The organism is Treponema succinifaciens DSM 2489 (genome assembly GCF_000195275.1).
Classification (GTDB): domain Bacteria; phylum Spirochaetota; class Spirochaetia; order Treponematales; family Treponemataceae; genus Treponema_D; species Treponema_D succinifaciens.
This window is the reverse complement of record NC_015385.1, coordinates 2,135,379-2,158,081: the sequence shown is the minus strand read 5'-3', so window position 1 is coordinate 2,158,081 and position 22,703 is coordinate 2,135,379. Positions and strand designations below refer to the sequence as shown.

General features: G+C 42.4%; 19 protein-coding genes. 8 read left to right on the top strand and 11 right to left on the bottom strand.

Features of this window, described 5'->3' with window-relative positions:
- Positions 1 to 18: 18 nt before the first annotated feature.
- The 5 genes from pstB to TRESU_RS10260 all read right to left on the bottom strand — a co-directional run bounded on the left by pstB (position 19) and on the right by TRESU_RS10260 (position 4,751).
- Positions 19 to 774 (bottom strand): phosphate ABC transporter ATP-binding protein PstB, encoded by a 756-nt coding sequence (gene pstB / locus TRESU_RS10280; protein WP_013702151.1) that lies wholly within the window; start codon positions 772 to 774, stop codon positions 19 to 21.
- Positions 767 to 1,603: a phosphate ABC transporter permease PstA gene (pstA, locus tag TRESU_RS10275; protein ID WP_013702150.1), complete on the bottom strand. Its 837-nt coding sequence runs from the start codon at positions 1,601 to 1,603 to the stop codon at positions 767 to 769. Before pstA ends, pstB begins: the two co-directional genes overlap by 8 nt.
- An 8-nt stretch (positions 1,604 to 1,611) precedes the next feature.
- Positions 1,612 to 2,463 carry a phosphate ABC transporter permease subunit PstC gene (pstC, locus tag TRESU_RS10270; RefSeq protein WP_013702149.1) on the bottom strand — a complete coding sequence of 284 codons (852 nt, stop codon included), beginning with the start codon at positions 2,461 to 2,463 and terminating at the stop codon, positions 1,612 to 1,614.
- Between the two features lie 81 nt (positions 2,464 to 2,544).
- Positions 2,545 to 3,423 carry a substrate-binding domain-containing protein gene (locus TRESU_RS10265; RefSeq protein ID WP_013702148.1) on the bottom strand — a complete coding sequence of 293 codons (879 nt, stop codon included), beginning with the start codon at positions 3,421 to 3,423 and terminating at the stop codon, positions 2,545 to 2,547.
- A gap of 278 nt (positions 3,424 to 3,701) precedes the next feature.
- Complete coding sequence (locus TRESU_RS10260) at positions 3,702 to 4,751, bottom strand: extracellular solute-binding protein (protein WP_013702147.1); 1,050 nt, start codon at positions 4,749 to 4,751, stop codon at positions 3,702 to 3,704.
- A 318-nt stretch (positions 4,752 to 5,069) separates the two neighbouring features.
- Between TRESU_RS10260 and TRESU_RS10255 the strand changes: the two genes are divergently transcribed.
- The 4 genes from TRESU_RS10255 to TRESU_RS10240 are packed head-to-tail and all read left to right on the top strand — an operon-like array spanning position 5,070 to position 8,111.
- A complete protein-coding gene (locus TRESU_RS10255) occupies positions 5,070 to 6,026 on the top strand; it encodes an ABC transporter substrate-binding protein (RefSeq protein WP_013702146.1) in 957 nt (318 codons plus the stop codon).
- A gap of 58 nt (positions 6,027 to 6,084) precedes the next feature.
- Positions 6,085 to 7,047: an ABC transporter permease gene (locus tag TRESU_RS10250; protein WP_013702145.1), complete on the top strand. Its 963-nt coding sequence runs from the start codon at positions 6,085 to 6,087 to the stop codon at positions 7,045 to 7,047.
- The gene (locus TRESU_RS10245) at positions 7,040 to 7,843 is read left to right on the top strand and encodes an ABC transporter ATP-binding protein (RefSeq protein ID WP_013702144.1); all 804 of its coding nucleotides are present in this window, start codon (positions 7,040 to 7,042) and stop codon (positions 7,841 to 7,843) included. Before TRESU_RS10250 ends, TRESU_RS10245 begins: the two co-directional genes overlap by 8 nt.
- 7 nt (positions 7,844 to 7,850) lie before the next feature.
- Entirely contained in the window at positions 7,851 to 8,111 is a 261-nt protein-coding gene (locus TRESU_RS10240) for a TIGR03905 family TSCPD domain-containing protein (protein ID WP_013702143.1), read from the top strand.
- A gap of 77 nt (positions 8,112 to 8,188) precedes the next feature.
- Here TRESU_RS10240 and TRESU_RS10235 read toward each other — a convergent pair whose 3' ends face one another.
- The 3 genes from TRESU_RS10235 to TRESU_RS10225 form a co-directional block, all read right to left on the bottom strand.
- Complete coding sequence (locus tag TRESU_RS10235) at positions 8,189 to 9,004, bottom strand: carbohydrate ABC transporter permease (RefSeq protein WP_013702142.1); 816 nt, start codon at positions 9,002 to 9,004, stop codon at positions 8,189 to 8,191.
- Positions 9,001 to 9,885 (bottom strand): carbohydrate ABC transporter permease, encoded by an 885-nt coding sequence (locus TRESU_RS10230; protein WP_013702141.1) that lies wholly within the window; start codon positions 9,883 to 9,885, stop codon positions 9,001 to 9,003. The genes TRESU_RS10235 and TRESU_RS10230 overlap by 4 nt, the downstream gene beginning before the upstream one ends.
- A 79-nt stretch (positions 9,886 to 9,964) precedes the next feature.
- The gene (locus TRESU_RS10225) at positions 9,965 to 11,245 is read right to left on the bottom strand and encodes an ABC transporter substrate-binding protein (protein ID WP_013702140.1); all 1,281 of its coding nucleotides are present in this window, start codon (positions 11,243 to 11,245) and stop codon (positions 9,965 to 9,967) included.
- A gap of 206 nt (positions 11,246 to 11,451) precedes the next feature.
- Here TRESU_RS10225 and TRESU_RS10220 point away from each other — a divergent pair, with 206 nt between their 5' ends.
- The 3 genes from TRESU_RS10220 to TRESU_RS10210 all read left to right on the top strand — a co-directional run bounded on the left by TRESU_RS10220 (position 11,452) and on the right by TRESU_RS10210 (position 17,124).
- Positions 11,452 to 14,538 carry a glycoside hydrolase family 2 gene (locus tag TRESU_RS10220; protein WP_013702139.1) on the top strand — a complete coding sequence of 1,029 codons (3,087 nt, stop codon included), beginning with the start codon at positions 11,452 to 11,454 and terminating at the stop codon, positions 14,536 to 14,538.
- Between the two features lie 279 nt (positions 14,539 to 14,817).
- Positions 14,818 to 15,561 carry a DNA-binding domain-containing protein gene (locus TRESU_RS10215; RefSeq protein WP_013702138.1) on the top strand — a complete coding sequence of 248 codons (744 nt, stop codon included), beginning with the start codon at positions 14,818 to 14,820 and terminating at the stop codon, positions 15,559 to 15,561.
- Between the two features lie 252 nt (positions 15,562 to 15,813).
- Entirely contained in the window at positions 15,814 to 17,124 is a 1,311-nt protein-coding gene (locus tag TRESU_RS10210) for a serine hydrolase domain-containing protein (protein WP_013702137.1), read from the top strand.
- A 72-nt stretch (positions 17,125 to 17,196) separates the two neighbouring features.
- Here the strand turns inward: TRESU_RS10210 and gpmI are convergent, their stop codons facing one another.
- Complete coding sequence (gene gpmI, locus TRESU_RS10205; RefSeq protein ID WP_013702136.1) at positions 17,197 to 18,861, bottom strand: 2,3-bisphosphoglycerate-independent phosphoglycerate mutase; 1,665 nt, start codon at positions 18,859 to 18,861, stop codon at positions 17,197 to 17,199.
- Positions 18,862 to 19,034: 173 nt separating this feature from the next.
- On the opposite strand from gpmI, the gene TRESU_RS15215 reads away from it, so the two are divergent.
- The gene (locus TRESU_RS15215; RefSeq protein WP_013702135.1) at positions 19,035 to 19,205 is read left to right on the top strand and encodes a hypothetical protein; all 171 of its coding nucleotides are present in this window, start codon (positions 19,035 to 19,037) and stop codon (positions 19,203 to 19,205) included.
- A 103-nt stretch (positions 19,206 to 19,308) separates the two neighbouring features.
- On the opposite strand, the gene TRESU_RS10200 is transcribed toward TRESU_RS15215, so the two are convergent.
- Positions 19,309 to 19,539 (bottom strand): hypothetical protein, encoded by a 231-nt coding sequence (locus TRESU_RS10200; protein WP_013702134.1) that lies wholly within the window; start codon positions 19,537 to 19,539, stop codon positions 19,309 to 19,311.
- A gap of 51 nt (positions 19,540 to 19,590) precedes the next feature.
- On the bottom strand, positions 19,591 to 22,626 hold the full coding sequence (locus TRESU_RS10195; protein ID WP_013702133.1) for an AAA domain-containing protein: 3,036 nt from the start codon (positions 22,624 to 22,626) through the stop codon (positions 19,591 to 19,593).
- Between the last annotated feature and the right edge of the window lie 77 nt (positions 22,627 to 22,703).

Genomic DNA, 22,703 nt, shown 5'->3' with positions numbered 1-22,703 from the left:
TTTCTGTTTTGAAAAATATCAGCCGAATCTTCCCGTGATATAATCTTCCGTCTTTTTGTTTTTCGGTGAGCTGAATATTTGTTCCGTTTGTCCGTACTCAATCACTTTTCCGAGCAGGAAAAATGCCGTTAAGTCGCTTACGCGTGTTGCCTGCTGCATATTGTGAGTTACAATTACAATTGTGTATTTGCTTTTTAACTCAGCGATTGTGTCTTCAATTTTGCTTGTGCTGATTGGATCTAGCGCGCTTGTAGGCTCGTCCATTAAAAGCACTTCCGGTTCTATTGCAAGCGCGCGTGCAATGCAAAGACGCTGCTGCTGTCCGCCTGAAAGTCCTATCGCGCTTTTGTTCAGCCTGTCTTTTACTTCATCCCAGATTGCCGCATCCTGCAGGGCTTTTTCAACGATATTGTCCAAGTCGCTTTTGCGTTTGATTCCGTGGGTGCGCGGACCGTAGGCGATGTTGTCGTAAATGCTCATTGGAAACGGATTCGGCTTTTGGAATACCATTCCGACTTTTTTTCTGAGCAGGTTCACGTCTATGTTTTCAAAAATATTTTCATCGTCTATTAAAACTTTGCCTTCTGTTCTGCAGCCTACAACAAGGTCGTTCATCCTGTTGAAAGTTTTGAGCAGAGTTGATTTTCCGCAGCCGCTTGGTCCGATGAACGCTGTAACCATGTTCGCAGGAATTTCAAGATTCACATCGTAAAGCGCCTGAAAATTTCCGTAGAATAAATTTAAGTCTTGGACTGATATTTTGCTTTTATTCATTTTTGTTTTTCCTTGTGATTATTTTTTCAAGAAGAGAACTTAGCCAGTTCAGAATTAGAACTATGGCAAGAAGAATTACTGCCGTTGCGTAAGACTGACCAGTTGCAAGTCCTTCGCTCCAAAGCGCGTACAAGTGGACTGCGAGAGTTCTTCCACTTTGCATTCCGCCTGCAATCCGCGCGACAGTTCCTGCTGTGTAAATTAAAGCTGCTGTTTCTCCAACGATGCGTCCTGTACCCAAGACAATTCCCGCGATTATTCCCGGAACTGCGGAAGGCAGAACTATGCAGAATACTGTGCGGAGTTTTCCTGCTCCAAGTCCGAAGCTTCCTTCACGGTAGCTGTCGTTTACGGAAAGCAAGGCTTCTTCTGTTGTTCGAACGATTACAGGAAGAATCATAATCGCGAGTGTGCAGCATCCGGCAAGCAGAGAAAATCCCCAGTGCAGGAAAGTTACGAAAAACAAAAATCCGAAAAGTCCGTACACGATTGAAGGAATGCCCGACAATGTTTCTGTCGCAAGCCTGATTGCCTTTACGATTTTGCTTCCGCGGTATGCGTATTCGCTTAAATAAATTGCGGCTCCGATTCCAATTGGCACTGCTATTGCGAGCGTTATTGCTGTTGCAGAAAGCGTGTTTATCAATGCTGGAAAAAGCGAGCTGTTTTCGCTTGTGTACTTTATGCTGAAAAGCGACAGATTTAGATTCGGAATTCCTCTTGCAAGAATGTAGATTACGATTCCGCATGAAATTGCAATTGTAAAAATTCCGGCTCCAAGTACGAACGACTTTAAAACTTTTGACTGAAATGTTTGCGAAGTTTTCATTTTATCTGCTACTCCTTTTTTTCTTTTAAGAGAGAAAAGCACAAGTTGATAATCAAAATGAAAATAAACAGAATTACAGAAGTTGCAATGAGAGCGTCTCTATGCAAGTCCGCGGCATATCCCATTTCAAGAACGATGTTTGCAGTGAGCGTTCTGATTCCTTTTACAAGGCTGCGTGGAAGAATCGCCTGGTTTCCTGCGACCATGATGACTGCCATTGTTTCTCCGACAGCGCGTCCCACTCCAAGAATTATTCCCGCCATTATTCCGCTTTTTGCCGCCTTAAGTTCAACAAGAAAAATGCTGCGTTCCTTGCAAGCTCCTAATGCAAGGGAGCCTTCAAAGTAAAGTGAAGGCACTGCCCGTATTGAAGATTCGCTTACGCTTATTATTGTTGGAAGAATCATTATCGCAAGGACAATCGAAGCGGCAAGAATTGAAGTTCCGTTTCCGCCGAATATATTTCTGATTGCAGGAACTATGACTGTAAGTCCGAAAAAACCATAGACAACAGAAGGAATTCCAGCTAGAAGTTTTACGCCGCTTTCAAAAAAATTGTAGAGCTGTTTTGGACAGTAGCGCGCAAGAAAAACCGCTGTAAAAAGTCCGAGCGGAACTCCCAGAATCAATGCGCCAAGCGTTACTGTAATTGAGCCTACAATCATCGGGAAAATTCCGTATAAATCTATGGAAGGCTTCCACTTTAAACCAAAGATGAAATTCTTTAGTCCGATTTTAAGCATGGCAGGAACGCCGTTTGCAAACAGAAAAATGCAGATTGTTATTGTAGCCGCGATTGAAACGCAAGCCGCCGCAAGAAAAACGAATCGCATTGTCTGTTCTATATATTTGTTTTTCATATTTTTCTGCTTTTAAAAGAATTGAATTGCAGCGCTTGTCCGAACTGGATTTGCACTGCAATTTTTGTTAAGCCGTCAAGCTTATTTTACATCGCCCCATTTTGAGATTGTTCCAATGTACAAGTCTTTGACTGACTGAATCGATGCGCTTTCTGTTGGGTTTTCCTTGTTGATGATTACCGCGATTCCGTCGATTGCAATTTTTATCTGAAGCGCGCCTTTTGCTTTTTCGCTGTCTTTTAATTCGCGGCTTGCCATTCCGATTTCGCAGACACCATTGAGCGCGCTGTTTACGCCTGTTGTGCTGTCAGACATCTGGACTTCAATTTTGATTTCCGGGTTCAGTTTTTCGTAGGCTTCAGCAAGTTTTTCCATTACAGGAGTTACGCTTGAAGAACCGGCTACGGTTATTTTTCCTTTTTTTCCAGTTGCAATGTACGCTGGATTTTGAGTCGCGCTGATGTAACCGTTGGCTTCAACAATTGCCTGTCCGTCGCTTGAAAGAATGAAGCGGATAAAATCAGAAGCGTTTTCTGAAAGTCCGGTTTGTTTTGTTACGATGTTGAACGGGCGGGAAATTTTATAAGTTCCATTTTTAATGCTTGAAACGCTTGGAGAGACGCCTTCAATTTTGAGAGCCTTTACGGTTTTGTTCAGCGAGCCAAGGGAAACATAGCCGATTGCATATTTGTTTCCTGCAACTGAAGTAAGCATTACTTCTGTGCTGTTTGTAATGTCAGCTTCCTCAGAAGTGAAGTCAACTTTTTTGCCTTCTGCGTTTTTCATTTCAATTCCGAAAAGCTCAACAAATGCGCCTCTTGTTCCGCTTCCTTCTTCGCGGCTTATAAGTACAACACTTTTCTTTCCGAAGTTTTTGTCTTTTTTAGGAGCGGCAAATAATGTTCCGCCTAAAACTGCCAGTGAGATTGCGCTGATCACAGCATACATAGTCTTTTTCATAGTTCAAACCTCCGTTCGGTTTTTTATTTTACGATGAAAAATCTAAAGCGGCTGTGTTTTTTGAAGGTTATTGAATTGTTAGAATTGTGTTAATTTTTAATAGAAGTGAATTTTATTTTTAATTGCCGCATTGTTAACACGGCAAGTTTGCAACAGATTCCCGTGTCGATGCACGGGAATGACATTTAAATGGTTGCAATACACATTTAGGATTTCTAACCGAGTTTGCTACGCAAGCATCGCAGAGTCAAGTCCGAAAATGACATAAAGAATATTCTTTATTCTGCGGAAAATCTTATTTCCTGCCAGAGCGCGTCATATTTTGAAAGTGCTTCGCCTACGTCCATTTTGAGCTCAACTTTTTCAAGAGTTTCAACTGGATACATTGGTTTTTTCTTTGTGTACTTTGCAGCTTCCTTGTTTATGTAAGCAGGAAATTTCAGAGCGTCGCAGAATTCCGCGTAGATTTCCGGGCGGTGGCTGAAGTCAATAAATTTCATTGCAAGGTCATAGTGCTTGGCGTCTTTTAAAATTACCATTGAATCAAGATACGCAGCTGAACCGCATTCAGGAACAAAAAAATCAATTACTTCATCGTGCTTGTCTTCTGGAACTTCAGCAAATACAATTTCCGCATAGCCGTCGCAAACCCAGAAGTCTCCTGAAGCAAATGATTTTCCGTAGCCTTCCGCATCAAACTTTATAAGATTTGGACGCCACTTGTTTATGATTAAATCTGCGGCTTCTCGAAGCTCTTTGTCATCTGTTGTGTTCAGCGAGTAGCCAAGGTGCTTTAACGCGCTTCCCATTGTAACTCTCATGTCGTCCATCATTGTCATGTGTCCGGCTAAATCTGTGCGTGAAAAAATATCGAATGACTTTTCGTAGTCTTTTACTTTTGTTTTGTTTACAGAAATTCCAGAAGCTGCGAGGCAATATGGAACGCTCCAAGTCATGTCTGGATCGTATCCCTTTGCTTTTTCAAGTGCTTCAGGATTTATATATTTTGAATTCGGGAACTGCGAGTGATCAATTTTCTGAACCATTCCCTGTTTTATCATAATTGAAGTGTAGTCTTGAGATGGAATTGTCAGGTCGTAGCCTTTTGCGCCGGCGCGGAGCTTTGCATACATCATTTCATTTGAATCAAAATAGTCAACTTTTACTTTGCAGTTGTATTCTTTCGCGAATTTTTCAAGAACTGAATCAGGCGTGTAATAGCTCCAGTTGTACAGGTTGAAAGTTTCCTTTTTTTCTTTTGAGCAGGAAGAAAAAATTGAAAGGACAAAAGCGGCCATGCTAAAAATAGCGACATTGAATTTCTTCATTTCAATATCCTTTGAACAGGCTTTTATTAGGTAAAAAAATCTGTTCATTAAAAAAGTAGAATTAGAACTTCATACGAAATTCTTTCCTGCCCATCAGTTTGACGGCAAGAAAGCATAGTCTACTGGAAAAAATGGAAATAGGGAAGTAATGTTAAGTTAACGAAAAATTTAGCGAAATTAGCTTAAGAAGATATGGTTTATGTAAAAATGTAATATCTTTTTCTTTAATTCCAATGTTGTTGAGTAATTTTTTAAGTTCGTTTATAGTATTTTTGTTTTGCGGAATTTTTTCCGCGGATTTTTTTTGGAGGAAATAGCATGAAAAAAATTTCAAAAGTTTTAGCAGTGTCTTTGGCTTTTATTGCTGCCGGCACATTTCTTTGTTCTGCAAAAAAACAGAAGCAGATAAAAATCGGCGTAATTCAGCTTGTTGAGCATCCGGCTTTGGACGCTTCTTACAAAGGCTTTGTTGACGGACTAAAAGATGCTGGCTATGTTGACGGCGTGAATATTAAGATTGACTATGAAAATGCCCAGGGCGAGCAGTCAAACTGTGTTACAATCGCAGACAAACTTGTTTCAAAACGCAGCAATTTGATTTTCGCAATCGCAACTCCTGCAGCTCAGGCAGTCGCAAATAAGACTTCAACAATACCTGTCCTTGTTACAGCTGTTACAGATCCAAAAACAGCCGGTCTTGTTGAATCGAACAAAATGCCAGGAACAAATGTAAGCGGAACTTCTGATCTTACTCCAGTTGCCGCCCAGATTGACCTTCTTAAGAAAATTGTTCCTTCCGCAAAAAAAGTCGGACTTTTGTATTGCTCAAGCGAAGAGAATTCAAGATTTCAGATTAACATTGCAAAGGAAGCTTGCAAGGGCGCAGGACTTTCTTTTGTAGATGCGACAGTTTCAAATACAAATGAAGTTCAGCAGGTTGTTCAGAGCCTTGTTGGAAAAGTTGACGCAATTTACTGTCCTACAGACAACATGATTGCAAGCTCAATGGCTACAGTTTCGCTCGTTACAACAGAAGCAAAAATTCCTGTAATCTGCGGAGAAAGCGGAATGTGTCAGTCTGGCGGACTTGCAACTTACGGAATCAATTACTATGAGCTTGGAAAACAGACTGCAAAGATGGCTGTTGAAATTTTTGCAAACGGAAAAAAGCCTGCTCAGATGCCGATTCAGTATTTGGACAAATGCGACTTTATGTATAACAAGGAAGTTGCTGACGCCATTGGAGTAAAAATTCCAGCCGACTTGATTAAATAGTTAAATTTTATAGAAAAAAAATGACACGGCGCAAAAAATCTGATATACTCTTTGAGTTATGTTTGATACTTTTTTAGATTTTTTAGTGCCGTTTTCAGGCGCAATGCTGGGAGCTGTTTCTCAAGGCGTGCTTTGGGGAATCATGGCTCTTGGCGTTTACATCACATTTAAAATCCTTGATTTTGCCGATATGACTGTAGACGGAAGCTTCGCTTTGGGCGGTTGCGTCTGCGCTCTTCTTATTGTCCGCGGCGTAAATCCTTTGCTTGCAGTTCTTGTGGCTACGGTTGCAGGAAGTATTGCTGGTCTTGTAACTGGCTTTCTTACAACTAAATTCAAGATACCAGGAATTCTTGCAGGAATATTGGTTCAGCTTGCTCTTTATTCAATAAACCTTCATGTCCTTGGCGGACCGAATCAGCCTTTGACAAGAGTCCACACAACTATCATGGACTGGATTAACAAAGCTTTTAATTTGTCAGAATTTTTCCCTTATAGCGCAACTTCTGTTTCAAGTCTGATTACTGGAATTATTTTTACTGGAGCTGCGATTGCAATTTTGTACTGGTTCTTTGGAACAGAACTCGGCAGCGCAATCCGTTCAACTGGAGACAATGCCGCAATGAGCCGTGCGCAGGGAATCAACACTGATTCAATGCAGATTCTGGCACTTATGATTGCAAACGCCCTTGTTGCCATGAGTGGTTCACTTGTAATGCAGCAGCAGAGGTTCGGAGATGTAAGCATGGGAATCGGTACAATCGTAATCGGACTTGCTTCTATAATTATTGGCGAAGTTATTTTCGGAAAACGATTCGGATTTTGGTGGAGCTTGCTTTCTGTTGTGTTTGGCTCTGTCATTTACCGTTTGATTATCGCGCTTGTTCTTCAGCTTGGAATGAAAACTCAGGATTTAAAGCTTCTTTCCGCTGTCGTAGTTGCAATTGCGCTTTCTGTTCCTGTGTTGAAGCAAAAGGCTTCGCGCTGCAAGAAAATTTCCGTGGAGGCTAAAAATGCTTGAAGTAAGACACGTTTCAAAAACATTTAATCCCGGAACAATAACAGAACGCAAAGCTTTAAAAGACATAAGCCTGACTTTAAATGACGGAGACTTTGTTACTGTAATCGGCGGAAACGGAGCTGGAAAATCAACTTTGCTCAACCTGATTGCTGGCGTTCATGAATGCGATTCTGGCTCGATTATTCTTGACGGTGAAGACATTACGCGCCAAAAGGAACATATTCGCGCAAAATATCTTGGACGTGTTTTTCAGGATCCGATGAGGGGAACTGCTGCCACTATGGAAATTCAGGAAAACCTTGCGCTTGCTTTGCGCCGTGGAAAGAAACGCGGACTTAAGTGGGGCGTTACTTCCGCTGAACAGGAAGAATTTAAAAAGCAGCTTTCACTTTTGGAGCTTGGTCTTGAAAACCGCATGACTTCAAAAGTCGGACTTCTTTCCGGCGGACAAAGACAGGCTCTTACTCTTTTGATGGCGACATTGCAAAAACCGAAGCTTTTGCTGCTTGATGAACATACGGCGGCGCTTGATCCAAAGACTGCGCATAAAGTCCTTGAGCTAACCCAGCATTTTGTTGAGCGCGACCATCTTACAACTTTTATGGTAACTCACAATATGAAGCACGCCATTCATTACGGCAACCGCCTTATCATGATGCTTGACGGACATATTGTTTACGATGTTTCCGGGGAAGAAAAAAAGAATCTTCAAGTTGCTGACTTGCTCCAAAAATTCCAGACTGCAAGCGGCGGCGACACGGATTCAATTTCTGACAGAATGATTTTGAGCCAGTGAGGAATTTATGGTTTGCAATTTTAAGACAAAAGGTGTTTGCGCCACAAATATAAAATTCGAGCTTGACGGAAATGTTGTCCGCGGAATTGAATTTACAAATGGATGCGACGGAAACTTAAAGGCGATTTCAAAAATCCTTGACGGAACAACTGTTGAATTTATTCAAGAAAAGTGCCGCGGAAACTTGTGCCGCACAAAAGGAACTTCCTGCGCTGACCAGCTTGCAATTGCAGTTCAGGAAGCGTTTGACAAAGCAAATAAAAAATAATTTTTTTTACTGAAAAATAAAGGCAGAAATTTCGAGTGTCCTTTTCAAGATTTCCGCCTATTTTTTTGTCTGAACTTTTATTTTACAGCACCAAGAATTCCAGAAACAAATCTCTTTTGCTGTGTAAAGAAAAGCACAACAGTCGGAATTGTCATAATGCAAAGGTTCAGCATCAAAAGTCCGTAGTCTGTAGTGTATCCTGCTGTGAGTCCTGAAACTAAAAGTGGCAGTGTCTGCATTTTCTGGCTTTGCATAACAATCAAAGGCCACATATAGTTGTTCCAGTTGTTCATAAAAGTTACAATTGCCGCCGCCGCAAATGTCGGAGCCATAATCGGAAGGTAAATTTTAAGGTAGATTGAAAACTCTCCAAGTCCGTCAACTCTTGCTGCCTGAATTGTTTCAAGCGGAAACGTTACCGAATTCTGCCTGAAAAAGAAAATCAGAAACGCAGTTGAAACAGTCGGCAAAATAAATCCTAGCGTGGAATTCATAAGATGCATTACGCTGAACATTTTAAACAATGGAACCATAATCGAAGCGAATGGAATCATCATTGAAATAAGCAGAATGTTCATGAGCGTGTCTTTTCCCTTGTCTCTGAAAATCTGAAATCCGTAGCCTGCAAGCGAGCAGACAAAAATACTAAGAACAGTTCCGCAGACAGTTGTGCGCAGTGAGTTCCAGAAAGCGCGTCCGATTTTTACGGTTGAAAGCATTGTCTTTATGTTTGCAAACAAATTTGCGCCTGGAATAACTCTTCCTGTGATTACGTCTGCGCTTGTGTTTGTCGCACCGCAAAGCATCCAGTAAAATGGAAATATAGAAAAGAAGCAAACTGTTATTATAAAGGCGTATTTTAATACTTCTGTGATGTGTCCTGATTTTTTCATTTTTCCTTCCTGTCAGCAAGAATAATCTGAATAAATGAAAGCAGCGCAACGATTATAAGAATCGCGTAAGAAACTGCCGCTGCATATCCAAACTGCGGATTGTACTTGAATGACAAATCGTAGATGTACTGCGAAATTGTGATTGTCGCGTTTCCAGGTCCGCCGCCAGTCAAATTCTTTACTTCATCGAAGAGCTGCAAAGTTCCGTTTGTTGACATGATTGCTGTAAGAAGAACAACAGGCTTTAACTGCGGAAGCGTTATTCTAAAGAATGTCTGGACTGTTGAAGCTCCGTCGATTCTTGCAGCCTCGTAAATGCTGTATTCAATTCCCTGAAGTCCCGCAAGAAAAAACACGGTGTTGTATCCAGTCCATCTCCAGGTAATCGTAAAAATTACAATGACCTTTGCCCACACAGGATGAGTGAGCCAGTTGATTGGCTGAGAAATAAAATGGTGGTTTACTAGCAGAACGTTTACAAGTCCGTCCAGCGCAAAAAGAGATTTAAAGATAAGGGCGGAAGCTACAAGTGAAGTCGCGCACGGAAGAAAAATTATAGTTCTAAAAAGCCCCTTGAATTTCAGTTTTTTGTCATTAAGAATACAAGCTAGAATAATGGCGATAAAAAGCATTATTGGAACTTGAAAAGCAAAATATATAATTACGTTTTTCAGAGAAGCGATAAATTTCTCATCCTGAAAAAGCCTGACGTAGTTTTTAATTCCGCAGAAACTTAAATTGTTTCCAACTCCAGACTGAAGTGAAAGAATAAAAGCCCTGACCATCGGAATAAAGCTAAAAAGAAAAATCAAAAGCGAAGCGGGCATTACAAAATACCATCCGGCAATTTTGTATTTGCGCTCAAGCGATTTACTTTTCATATTTGCACCTCTGAAAAAATAAAGCCGCAAGACAAGAATGTTTTGAAGTTTGCTTCTGTCCTGCGGCTGGCTTTGTCAATTAAAGACCCATAAGGAATTTAACTTGCTTTTCAGCTTCTTCTATTCCCTGGTCAATGGTTTTCTTTCCTGTAAGAATGTCGCTTACAACAACTCCAATCGCGTCTCTTGCTTCGTAGTTGTAAACTCCGTATTTTACCTGCGGAATTTTTCCGGCGTAGTCAACAATGTCCTTGTAGATTTTCTGGCCTGCAAAGAAATCATTTGGCTGGTCATAGACAGAAGTCTTTGATGCAGGAAGCCATGTTGCAATTGCTCCAGAAGTTGGAAGAATTGTTTCGTAAAGTTCTGTGCTTCCGGCAAAAGTCTTGTTCAAGAAGTCGCAGGCAATTTCGGCATTCTTTGAGCTTTTCATAACCATCCAGCTTGAGCCGCCCTGGTTTGAATAGTTTGTTGCGCCAGGAATGTTGTCGAGCCTTGGTGTGTTTACAACTGCCCATTTTCCTTTCTGTGCCGGCTGATTTGTGATTGAACCTGCAATCCAGCATCCGTTGATAGTTGCCGCAACCGAGCTATTCTGAATGCTTGCGATGTATGCGTTCCAGTCAGAAACTGTAATGCAAACGCCTTCCTTTATCATTTCTGAATAAACTGAAACAGCTTCCTTAAGCGCCTCATTTCCGACCATAGAAGGATTTCCGTTCTCGTCAAAAACCCATTTTCCCGCGCTCTGAAGCATAATGAAAATACAGTCAGGTTCTGTTCCTACATAAGAAAGAAGCGGAACACCGGCTTTTGCCTTTACAATTTTTCCAAGCTCAAGGAACTGTCTCCAGGTTATATCGTTGAAGTCAGAAGGCTTGAGTCCGGCTTTTTCAAGAATGTCAGTTCTGATGAATGTAGCTGTTGCTCCGTTGTCAAATGGAACTGAATAGTGCTTGCCTTTGAACTCTCCGTAGCCAACCTTGAACTGCGCGAACTGGCTTATGTCAACTTTTCCGTCCAAAGGATAAAATGCGTTCGGATAGTTTGATATATTTTTCTGCATTGCTGTGTCTTGGCAAAGGATGATGTCAGGAAGTGATTTTGTGTCATTTGCTGAAAGTGAAGTAATAAGTTTCTGCTGCAAGTCTGCCCAAGGTGTTTCAACTACATTTACTTTAACATCTGGATGTTCCCTCTGGTATATTTCAGCTGCTGTGTTCATTGCGTAAATATTGAACTGCGGATCCCAGCACCAGACTGTAAGCTGCTTTTCCTGCTCAGCCTTGCTGCATCCTCCCATGAAAAATAAGCCGGCTGAAACTACAGCCGCGGTCATAATTTTATAAACCAATTTCATAAAAATTTCCTCCTAGTGATAAAACGAAATTCGTTGTGTTAACGTTAACGAGATTAATTATAGGAGCACAAAATTTAATCTGTCAAATTTTCTAATATCCAAATGGGCAACGGTTGCGCATTCGTTCTTCCGCCAAGTTGCATTTATGTGATTCTGATTTACAATCGGCATTGTTAAGAAAAAACACTATTTAGCTTGAGGTGAATATGAAAAGAGTTTGGGAGAATCCAGAAATACAATCAGTAAACAGGCTGCCAATGAGAAGCCCGCTTGTTCCTTATGAGTCGTCGCAAAAGTCGCAGATTGAGGCTGCCATAGGACCTGAATCCTGTGAAGTGCCTACAAGCTCCTTCTTTAAAAGCCTGGACGGAGAATGGGACTTTTGCTTCTTCGATTCCCCGGAACATGAGCCGGACGAAAAGACTGAGTGGCAGAAGATAAAAGTGCCTCTTTCCTGGACAATGCAGGGCTTCAGCTCTCCGCATTACACGAACATCCAGATGCCGTTTGACTGCGTGCCTCCGTTTGTGCCGCAAAAGAATCCCACTGGCTACTATAAGCTGAATGTGAGCTTGCCCGAAAAATGGAATGGCCGCCGTATAGTTCTGCATATCGGCTCTGCGGAAAGCGTTGCGATTGTATACGTGAACGGAACTGAAGCCGGCGTTTCAAAGGACACAAGGCTTCCTTGCGAATTCGACATAACTGATTTCATAAAAGGCTCGTCCGCTGAAATTGTTATAAAGGTTGTGCGCTGGTCAGACGCCTCCTATGTTGAAGACCAAGACCAGTGGTGGTTCGGCGGAATCCACAGAAGCGTCTACCTTTACTCAACTGAAAAAGTTTTCATTCAGGATGCAAAGGCGTTGACATACATTGACTTTTCAGGCGAAGAGCCGAAGGGCGTGATTCCACTTGAAGTCGCCATTGCAACATCGCAAGCCAAGTACAAGACACAGACAGAAGTGGACAAAATGCAGTTTGATGTGGAATACAAAGTCTGCCGCATTGAAGGAACTCCATCAACAGGAATCCCCGGAAAAGAAGTGGCGTCCGGCAAAATTCCGTGCAGCCTCGATGTGCGCAACACCCTTTCGCTTGCAAAGAAAGACATTGTAATTGAAAACCCTGCTCTTTGGACTAACGAAACGCCGTCGCTTTATCTTGTAACTGTAAGTCTTCTGGAAAAGAACGGAAGGCATATAGAAAGCTCTTCATTTACAGTTGGGTTTAAGTCCGTGGAAATAAAGCGGCGCGAGCTTCTGTTCAATTCCAAGAAAGTCTACATCCACGGAGTGAACCGCCACGAGCACAACGAGTCCAATGCCAAGACTCTTTCCACTGCGGAAATGGTTCACGACATAAAGACTCTCAAGAAATACAACTTCAATGCGGTGCGCACCTGCCATTACCCGGACGATGAACGCTGGTACGAACTTTGCGACCGCTACGGAATCTACATCCTTGATGAGGCGAACATCGAAAACCACGCATACTATGATGTTATGAGCCGCAGCGAGGAATGGCTCAACTCATATATCCAGAGAGTGCAGCGAATGGCAATCCGCGACAAGAACCACGCCTGCATCTTCGGCTGGTCTTTAGGAAACGAAAGCGGCAACGGACAGAACCACTGGGCAACAGCCGCCTGGCTTAGAGGCTACGACAGCACGCGCATTGTGCATTACGAAGGCTTTGTGCGCCCGCAGATTCATCAGGGAGACTTCACTCTTGACTGCCTTGCAAACGGAAAACAGCTTACCGACCTCATTGCCCCGATGTATCCGAGCATCGACCTGATTGTAGACTATGCCACAAAGCGCGACGACTGGCGGCCTTTAATCATGTGCGAATATTCCCACGCAATGGGAAACGCAAACGGAAGCCTTGCAGACTACTGGAATGCGATTGAGTCAACCCAGGGGCTTCAGGGAGGCTTTATCTGGGACTGGATAGACCAAGGAATAGCAGCCTATGCCCCGGAAGGAAAGCTTGGTGAAAGTAAGGGTGGAAAATACTGGAAGTACGGAGGTGACTTTGAAGATAGCCCTTGCGACTACGACTTTTGCCTTAACGGACTGAACTTCCCTGACCAGACCCCTAAGCCTGCAATGGAAGAATGCCGCCGTCTTTTTGCACCTGTACGCCTTAAAGCCATCCATGCCGCCCAGGGAATCTTTGAAGTTAAAAGCAAGGCTTTCTTTGTTCCGCTGGACTTCTTAAGCTTAAAATGGTCATGCCTAGTTGACGGAACTGCAAAGGCATCGGGTGAGATTCCGCTTAAAGAACTTCTCCCTGGAAAAACAATGCATATTGAGCTTCCTCAAGTGTGTGAGTGCGTGCTTAACGCAGACAGCCGCGCTGAAATAGTGTTCCATGCCGACTTTGTTTATGCAGAACAGACACCTTGGGCTTTAAAAGGCGAACTGTGCAGTTCAGACGAAGAACTGATTTGCACCGGCAGGACTTGCTTTGCAGACAGCGCCTCTTGCGTTTCCACGGAAGCCGAGCAGCTTGCCTTGAGCCTTGCGCCTGCAGTGTTCCATGCCTACACCGAAAATGAGGGAATAAAAGCCCTCTACGACAAAGTTGACAGCGACAATGTGCCCGGCTGCTTTATCGGAAAGCCTACTAAGCTCTGGATGGACTGTGCGCTTGACAAGTCCCATGGCGTAAAAGACTCGCATGGTGTATTCCATATAGTTTCAGAGAAGGACGGAAAGAAGTTTGACTTTGGAACTTGCTCTTGCGCTATAAAGAAGGCATGGCAGGAAGACAATTCATTCATGGAAATATGCGCTGACTTCAGCCTGAACAGTACAGTGCCGGAATATCCACGTATTGGTCTTGAAGCTTCTGTTAGCAGCGCATTTACAAAGGCAAAATGGTACGGATGCGGTCCCCACGAATGCTATAGCGACAGAAAGTATTCCGCGCTCAAAGGCTTGTACGAAATGGACATAAAAGACCTTGAGGTGCCTTACATTGTTCCGCAGGAAAACGGACTAAGGTGCGGCGTAAAGTACCTTGAGCTTTCAGGAGGCGGAAAGACACTGCACGTACAGTCGGACACAGAATTCAGCTTTAGCCTCTTGCCGTACACAGCTCAGGACTTGTACAAGTGCCACCACACAAGCGAACTGGTTGACCTGTCCAAAGGAAGTGAAGGCAAGTGGATTCTAGTAATAGACGCCGCCCACCGAGGAGTAGGAACAGGAGCCTGCGGTCCGGACACCCTTGAGCAGTACCGCGTCCGCCCCGGCACATACAAGCTGAACCTAAGAATCTGGTAACCTTGTCATTGTTGAACAGGGGAATCCCATGCAATAGAGCTTTGGGGCAATCCCTAAGATGACAAAGCGTAAACATTTATTATATTTTATTTGCGTGCATGGAATACCTATGTTATAATTCTTAGCGTGAAGAGAAAGAAAGTCAGCTTGAACAGCACAGTAATAACAATCTCGCAAATCTGCCCGTGCAGGAGTTCCTCCTTTTGGAATATCCTCACGGGCTGTTTTATTTAAGGGGCGTAGCAGCCCCGCATTTTCGCCAAACCAAAGGAGGTTTTAATGGCTAAAAAGTATGTCTGGAGCATTGTGCTCAGACCAAACCCGTTTACACAGGACAATGACCGCGACCAGCTTGCGGACGTTGTGCCTGCTGCGGCAAAGCGCGACGAGGACATCGCGGATGCGATTGTTGCAGAAGGAAGCGAAATCAAGAAGGAGACAATTCTGAATATCCTTTCGCTTAGGAACAAAAAAGTCTTTGAGTATGCTCTTTCCGGCTGCACTTACTCAAACGAAGTGGGAAGCCTTTCTCCAAGGGTTTCAGGAGTATTCGAGGACATAAACTCCGTGTTCGACACTGCGCTACACAAGTGCTCGTTCGACATTATGCCTTCCGCCAGCCTGCGCGCTGAAACTTCCAAAATCAGTGTAAAGGTAACTGGATGCAAGGATTCAGGAGGAGCGGTAATCGGAGCGGTTACCAATACGCTTACAGGCAACAAGGATGGCACAGTTCAGATTGGAGACGATGTCATCATCGAAGGTGAAAAAATCAAGATCCAGGACGAAGCCGATACAGAGCAGGGAGTATTCTTTGTTGACATGGAAGGCAATGAGCACCGAGTAACCCGCAAGCTCACCGCAAACAAGCCGTCCCGGCTCATAGCCCGCGTTCCGTCAAGCGTAGCCGAAGGCAATGTTTCGCTCATAATCAGAACAAGGTATACAGGAAGCAGTGTAAATATCTTAAAGAATTTACGTGAACTCCGATATGCCTATGAACTAAAAGCAGTAAAGGCGTAGCAGTTTAAGTCTAACAATTCTCTATGCACTGTTCATAGCGACCTGCTATGGACTGTGCATAGCGTTCGCTATGGAGTGTCCACAGAGCACTCTATGAGGTATCCATAATGGACGCTATGGAGTGTCCATAGAGAGCTACTATAGACACTCTATAGAAATCACTATCTTTTTATAATATCCTAAATTTGCCGTTCACTCTCTTTATGCTTATCTTTTTAGTAATACCTATCATATTAACTAAGGAGGAATGCTATGAAAGCAACCGTTTTATTTTCCGCGCTGGCTTTGGCTGGCTCTCTTGGCTTTGCCCAGAATTATCCTACCGCAGAGCAGACCGTGCCCGACGTTATGGGCTGGATGAAAGGATTTCCGCCGTCTCAGGAAAAAACGCTTCATGCTTCGGACGGATCGTTCTTTGAGTTTCCGGCTTTGCGCTACAGCGTGAACCACATGAGGGAGTTTTTTCCTACACGGAATGTCTCGTCAGGCAATGGCAAAAAATATCAGCTAAAGACAAAGCTTGACCCGGCAATTGGAAACGTAACATTCACACCGTGGGATTCAGACAAGACGATGACTTTTGAAGAGTCGCTTGGTGCGAATTATACAGACGGAATCATAGTCATGCACAAGGGAAAAATCGTCTATGAAAAATACCCGGCAGGCTTAAAGCCGGACGGACTTCACGCGGCGATGTCGGTGAGCAAATCGTTTACTGGAACAATCGCTTCTATTCTTGTTGCTGAAGGCAAACTTGAGCCGTCAAAGAAAGTCGTTGAATACATTCCAGAGCTAAAGGATTCAGGCTTCGCGGATGCGACTGTCCAAGAGGTTATGGACATGACGACCGCGGTAAAATACAGCGAGGACTACAACAACCCGAACGCGGAAATCTGGGCTTACTCTGTGGCAGGAAACGTGTTCCGCCCGGCAGACTACACAGGCCCGCAGAATTACTACGAATACCTTGCAACTGTAAAAAAACTTCCTGATTCAGAACACGGAGACGCTTTCGGCTACAGAACCGTGAACACAGAGCTTCTTGCCTGGATTTGCTCGCGCGTAACAGGGCAGGGGCTTGCTGATATGGTTTCCGGGATGATTTGGAAGCCTCTTGGCGCGCATTACGACGGCTACTACCAGGTTGACCCTTCTGGAATCGCGTTTGCAGGCGGCGGCTTTGACTTGAACCTTCGCGATATGGCGGCTTTCGGCGAGATGATGAGAAACGGCGGAAGGCTGAACGGCAGGCAGGTTATTCCTGAAATAGCTGTAAACTACATTGCGACCGGAGGCTCTTCCGATGAGTACAAGGCAACGTTTGCAAAAGGCGATTATCCGAAATTGCAGGGCTGGAGCTATCACAATATGTGGTGGATTACGAACAACTCGCACGGTGCATACATGGCGCGCGGCGTTCATGGGCAGGCAATCTACATTGATCCGGCGGCGCAGATGGTTATTGCGCGCTTTGCCTCGACTTACTACGCCTCGAACAAGTACATCGACCCGCTTTCAATTCCGGCTTACGAGGCTGTCGCGGAATATCTTTTGAACAAGTAACAAGTAGAATAAAATAAAAAACAAAGGGCATCCGTTTTTGGGATGCCCTTTGTTATGCGCTTATTGTTGTGCCTACTTCAAGTTGACCATGCTCTTGTCGTAGTCCGTCGGCGGAACATAGCCCATAAGATTCATTATTGTTGCAGGCCAGGATGAGATTCCAAGTCCGTCGTTGAGCTTGGTGTTGTCGTATTCGCCCTTGTATTCAGGGTCATAGATGATTCCCGGTACCGGGTTGAGCGAGTGCGATGTCTTTGCCTTTGGCTCTCCGTCCTTGTCCTTCTTTACGCTGCCGTCCTTTGCGTGCTCGTACATATCGTCTGAGTTTCCGTGGTCAGCCGTGATGCACATGATTCCACCGGCTTCCTCGATTGCCGCCTTCAATCTTCCAAGCTGAAGGTCCATGCCTTCCATTGAGCAGACCACCGCGTTGAATACGCCAGTGTGTCCGACCATGTCTCCGTTCGGGTAGTTCAGTCTGATGTGGTCGTACTTTCCGCTCTTGATTGCCTCAATAACCTTGTCGGTGATTTCAGCGCATTTCATCCAAGGACGCTGCTCGAACGGAACAACATCGCTTGGAACTTCAACATAGTCCTCAAGCTTTTCGTCGAACTTGCCCTGCTTGTTTCCGTTGAAGAAGTATGTAACGTGTCCGTACTTCTGGGTCTCGGAAATCGCCATGAGGTGAACACCTGTCTTTGTGAGGTATTCGCCCATTGTGCGGTCAATGCTCGGAGGATTCACAAGATACTGGGCAGGAATGTGCGCGTCTCCGTCGTATTCCATCATACCGGCATACTCAACGGCCGGAACACGCTTTCTGTCAAACGGAAGCTCGCCTCCTGCCGGTGTTTCAAACGCGCGTGTCATCTCTAGGGCACGGTCTCCGCGGAAGTTGAAGTAGATTACGCTGTCGCCGTCGTTGATTGTTCCGACTGGCTTTCCGTCCTTTGCGATTACGAACTCGTGCATATCCTGGTCAAGAACGCCCGGGACTTCGGTGCGGTAGGTTTCGATTGCCTTTGTCGCAGAGTCGAACATACGTCCTTCGCCCAGAACGTGCGCCTTCCATCCGCGCTCAACCATGCTCCAGTCAGCGTTGTAGCGGTCCATTGTCATGTACATACGTCCGCCGCCGGAGGCAATCTGATAGTCGCAGCCTGCAAAGCCCGCAAGGAATTCTTCAAGCGGTGTGATGTAGTTCAGTGCGGAAGTAGGGTCAACGTCGCGTCCGTCAAGCAATGCGTGCACGCGGATTTTCTTTACTCCTTCCTTGTTCGCCTCTTCAATCATCGCCTTGAGGTGGTCGATGTGGGAGTGAACGTTTCCGTCAGATACAAGTCCTATAAAGTGAAGGGTTGAGCCTTTGCTGTTCACGTTCTTGATGAGCTTCTGCCAGGTTGCGTCCTGGAACATCTTGCCTGATTTGATTGACTCGCCTACAAGCTTAGCTCCCTGTGCGAACACGCGTCCGCAGCCCATAGCGTTGTGTCCGACTTCGCTGTTTCCCATGTCGTCGTCAGAAGGAAGTCCTACCGCTGTTCCGTGGGCCTTGAGCTTTGTGTGCGGACAGTTCGCCGTGAACCAGTCAAGGTACTTCATGCGGCTTGCCTTTACAGCGTCGCCCTCAACATATTTTCCGTAGCCAACACCGTCCATGATTACAAGAACCACAGGACCGCGACGGCCTTTCCAGTTCGGATTTTTTTCCAAAGCATGCATTGTATCTGCCATATATAAAACCTCCATAAAGTTTTTGTACTAAGATAAATAGTCTTGGCTCTAGTATAGCGATTAGTGGGATTCATTACAATTGATAGGAATGATAGGAAAAGACGGACCAGGGCTTACGCATGATGTGAATTGATTAAGTTCTCAACCGCATTGATTCAGGTAAACTTTCAATTATGAAATGCAATTCATGCGCCGACGGTTATCTGATTGTAAAATCATCAAAAGACGGCTCAAAACACTTTCTTGCCTGCACAAACTACACCGCCAACGGAAAAGGCTACGGCAACATAATCTGGAAAGAGGACTTTTACAGAATGATGGGGTATGGGGTTGGAAAGAAATAATAGGAAAACTCTTGCATCTCTTGGAAACACATCAAGTAAAATTTTGACAGCTTTTAAACTTTTGTTTTTATTATTTGAAAAATCAGTTATAATAACAGTTCAATCAATTCGTCAACCATTTTATTTGTTCTGCTGTTAATAACTTTTGTTGCATTGGCAATATATATTTTATAAAAAGATTTATATTTTTCTGTATCCTTTTTCTTATTCCAGTGATAGAAATAATTTTTTTTTCAAAAGAAAAATCATAATCCGATAATTTGAAATCTTTTAGGTATTGCCCGTATGTTTTATTCATAAAATAAAATTGATTTTCTGCAAAGAGTTTTTGCATTTCTTGCTCACTGCATTTTTACTTTTACTAAAAAACTGCTGTTTCTCTTTTTTAGTCTTCCAAAAATTCTGTCAGAATTTCCTTTACAAAGCAATAGCGTCTTGCATAAGTGTTATCAATGTGCAACAAATCAAAGCCGTGGTTTTTGCAAATCTGTTTTTTCTTTTCATCTCTTGCGATTATATTCGGATTGTTGTGATGTTCTGGACCGTCAAGTTCTATTGCCAGAACTGCATCTTTTCTGTTTCTGAAGCCTTTTTTGTAAATTACAAAATCCAGGCTTCCTTTGTAGAAAAAATCACTGTCGCTTGGATTTTTTTCAAATAGGTGTGAAAGCTGAACTTCCCGTTCTACCGAAAATTTTCCGTCCGATTCTAACAGTGTTGAAATTGCGTGATTTAATGTTGTCAGAAAGGTGTTTTCAGTTTCCGTGCTGTAAGGTTTTATTCCAAGTGCTCTGGAAGAAGATACCCTTGGTGTGATTTTATATTCGCCGTTCTTTTTTACATATTCTGCCAGTTCGTATAAATCATCGCTATCATCATTTTTGTGAAGTCTTTTTAGTTCTTCGCTGTTCGAAAAAATTATAAATTTATCTTTAGCCCTTGAAACTGCAACGTTTAAAAGTTCCCGATTATTTTTAAGCCAATCGTAAGTTTTTGAATATGTATGGCTTGTAAGCGCAAGTGAAAACAAAATCTCATCTTTTTCATCACCCTGAAATGCGTGGACTGTTCCGCAACTTGCCTTGTTTTCAAGATGGTTTTCCTTCAATTTATAATCGATTAAATCTTTTTGATTTTTAAACGGAGTGATGATTCCAATTTTCTTATCCGGATGATTTTTTACATACTGCACAATTTTTTCAGCTTCATCCAGAGAGGTGTTTTTATCGGCAAAATAGTTTTCACGAACTTCACAGAAGACGAGTGGCTTTTCCTTTGTAATTTCAGATTTTATATTTAGCTGATTGTTATAATATTTTTTATTGCTGAATTCAATGATTTCCTTTGCACATCTATAATGATTATGTAAAAGAATTTCCTGGCTTACAGAATCGCTGGCAAGATATGCTTTGTAAATTGAATTTTTGATGTAATCATAATTTTCATTCACCTTGTATTTGGCTTTCAGCTCTTCGTTAATATTTTTATCCAGTGTAATTACAGGATTCAGCTGCTGAGGATCTCCCACAAGCATAAGATTTTTTCCGCGGATAATCGGAACTAGCGAAACTGCCGTATTGCATTGGCTTGCTTCATCAATGATTGTCATGTCAAAGTAAGTTTGTGGTCCGCCAATCTTCTGCGTTGAAATGCAAGTTGAACAAAAAACGGGAAATACTTTTTGCATTTTAAAAATATTTTCAGATACAGAAAAGTATTTGTTAAATTCTGTAGATTGCTTTTCTTTATTTTTAATATTCAAAATCTCAATAAAATCTTTGTATTCGTCTTCAAAAAGCCGTTTTAAGAATTTCACCGAGGTAAAGTTTATAAACTGCATCAGTTTTTCGTGGTCAAAATCCAAAAGGCTGAGAGCGTCTTCATCGCTGATGTTTCCGATTTCTTCAAGGCGTTTCTTGATTTTGGAATATTGCTGGCCTTCAAGATTCATCCGAAGATTCATATTTTCGCTTTTTGAAAGCATTTCTTCAATTAATTCTCTTCGTTCAGCCAAGTCAAGCTGTTCTTCGTGTTTCTGCAAAAGTTCTGTAAGTTTTTTAGTCCGTTCAATTTGGCTCTCTTTGTTTTGTTGTAAAACTGTATCAAAATATTTTAGAGATTTTATTTGTAAAAGTAAATTTTTAATGTAGAGGCAGGTTTCTTGAATCCGATCGTTACTGCCAATTCGCAGAATCGGAAATGGAATTCTGTAATTCTTATATTTTAAGTTTGTCAATTTTTCAAAGACACCGTCAATCGGATGGTTGTTGTATGAAGAAAAAAGAACGGTTTTTGAATTAAAAAATGCCGTGATAATCGTGCTAATTATGGTTGTAGTTTTTCCTGTTCCGGGCGGTCCTTGAATATATGCGACTGGAAAATTCATTGCAGTGTGAATTGCAAGCAGCTGGTCAAGGTTTACATTTTTGTTTATCAACGCCAGAGGATAAACTTTGTCATTTTGTTTTGTCGAATGAAGCTCGCCAAAAAATGCTTGAATCGGAACTGTAACATTATTTTGGGAATACATATTTATGATTGATTCATATTCTTTTTCAAGGTCGATATTTAAATCCCGATGCAAGCAAAGAAAATAAGGCCTGTCATCAACTGCACAATCTTTTTTGTTTTTGATGTTTTGCATTACGATATCTTTTATTGTTTCTGCATTCTCTTCAAAATTCTCAAGCAAAGATAAGTCTTCGTTATCGATAAAATTTAAAATGCTCAGTTTTTTACTGTTTTTGTCAGCGCTTTTTTCCATGCAGAATTCCGAGCAAATTTTGATTTTATTTCCTGCAATTAAAATTTTTCGTTCAACATCAAATCGCACTTCCCGGTAAGCCAAAACATAAAGTCCTTTTTGAGTGTGAATGCTCAGCTCGTTTAGGGCAATTTGAATTGTGCTGTTAATATTTTTTTCTTCTTTTGTTTCTGCGGATTTTTTAAAACTGTTTACGAACATTTTAAATTGCTCGTCGTCCAAATTGTAAATCCTGTTTTTCAGTTTTGAAGAATCAAGCCGATTTATAAGCTCGTATTTTGTGTTGAGTTTTGGAATATCAGCAAGTTTGTTGCAGTCAGAAAGATAATTCAGAGTTTTTAAGTTTACAATTTCAGAAAAAATCTCTTTATATTTCTGCGGATAAAGATCAATGTTTTCTATTAAATCTTTGTTTGTTTTAAAATAAGTTCCCTCTATTATTCGAATACGGAGAATTTTTTCAATAAGTAAAAAAAGATTTTTTGTTGTAAAGTCGCCAAGATGAAGCCCTGTTGCCTCAAGACTTTTCTTTTGTAGATTTATGTTTCGAATTGCAATCCAGTATTTTGTGCATTCTTCACTTTTGTTTTTGTATTCAATATAAATCCAGCATCCCTCATGAATAGAACGGAAAATATCTTTACAAATAGAGTCCATAAAGCAATTCTAAAACTATAATGTATTTTTGTGAATATTCTTTATAAACGACTGTATGTTTATTAGAATCCGAAAAG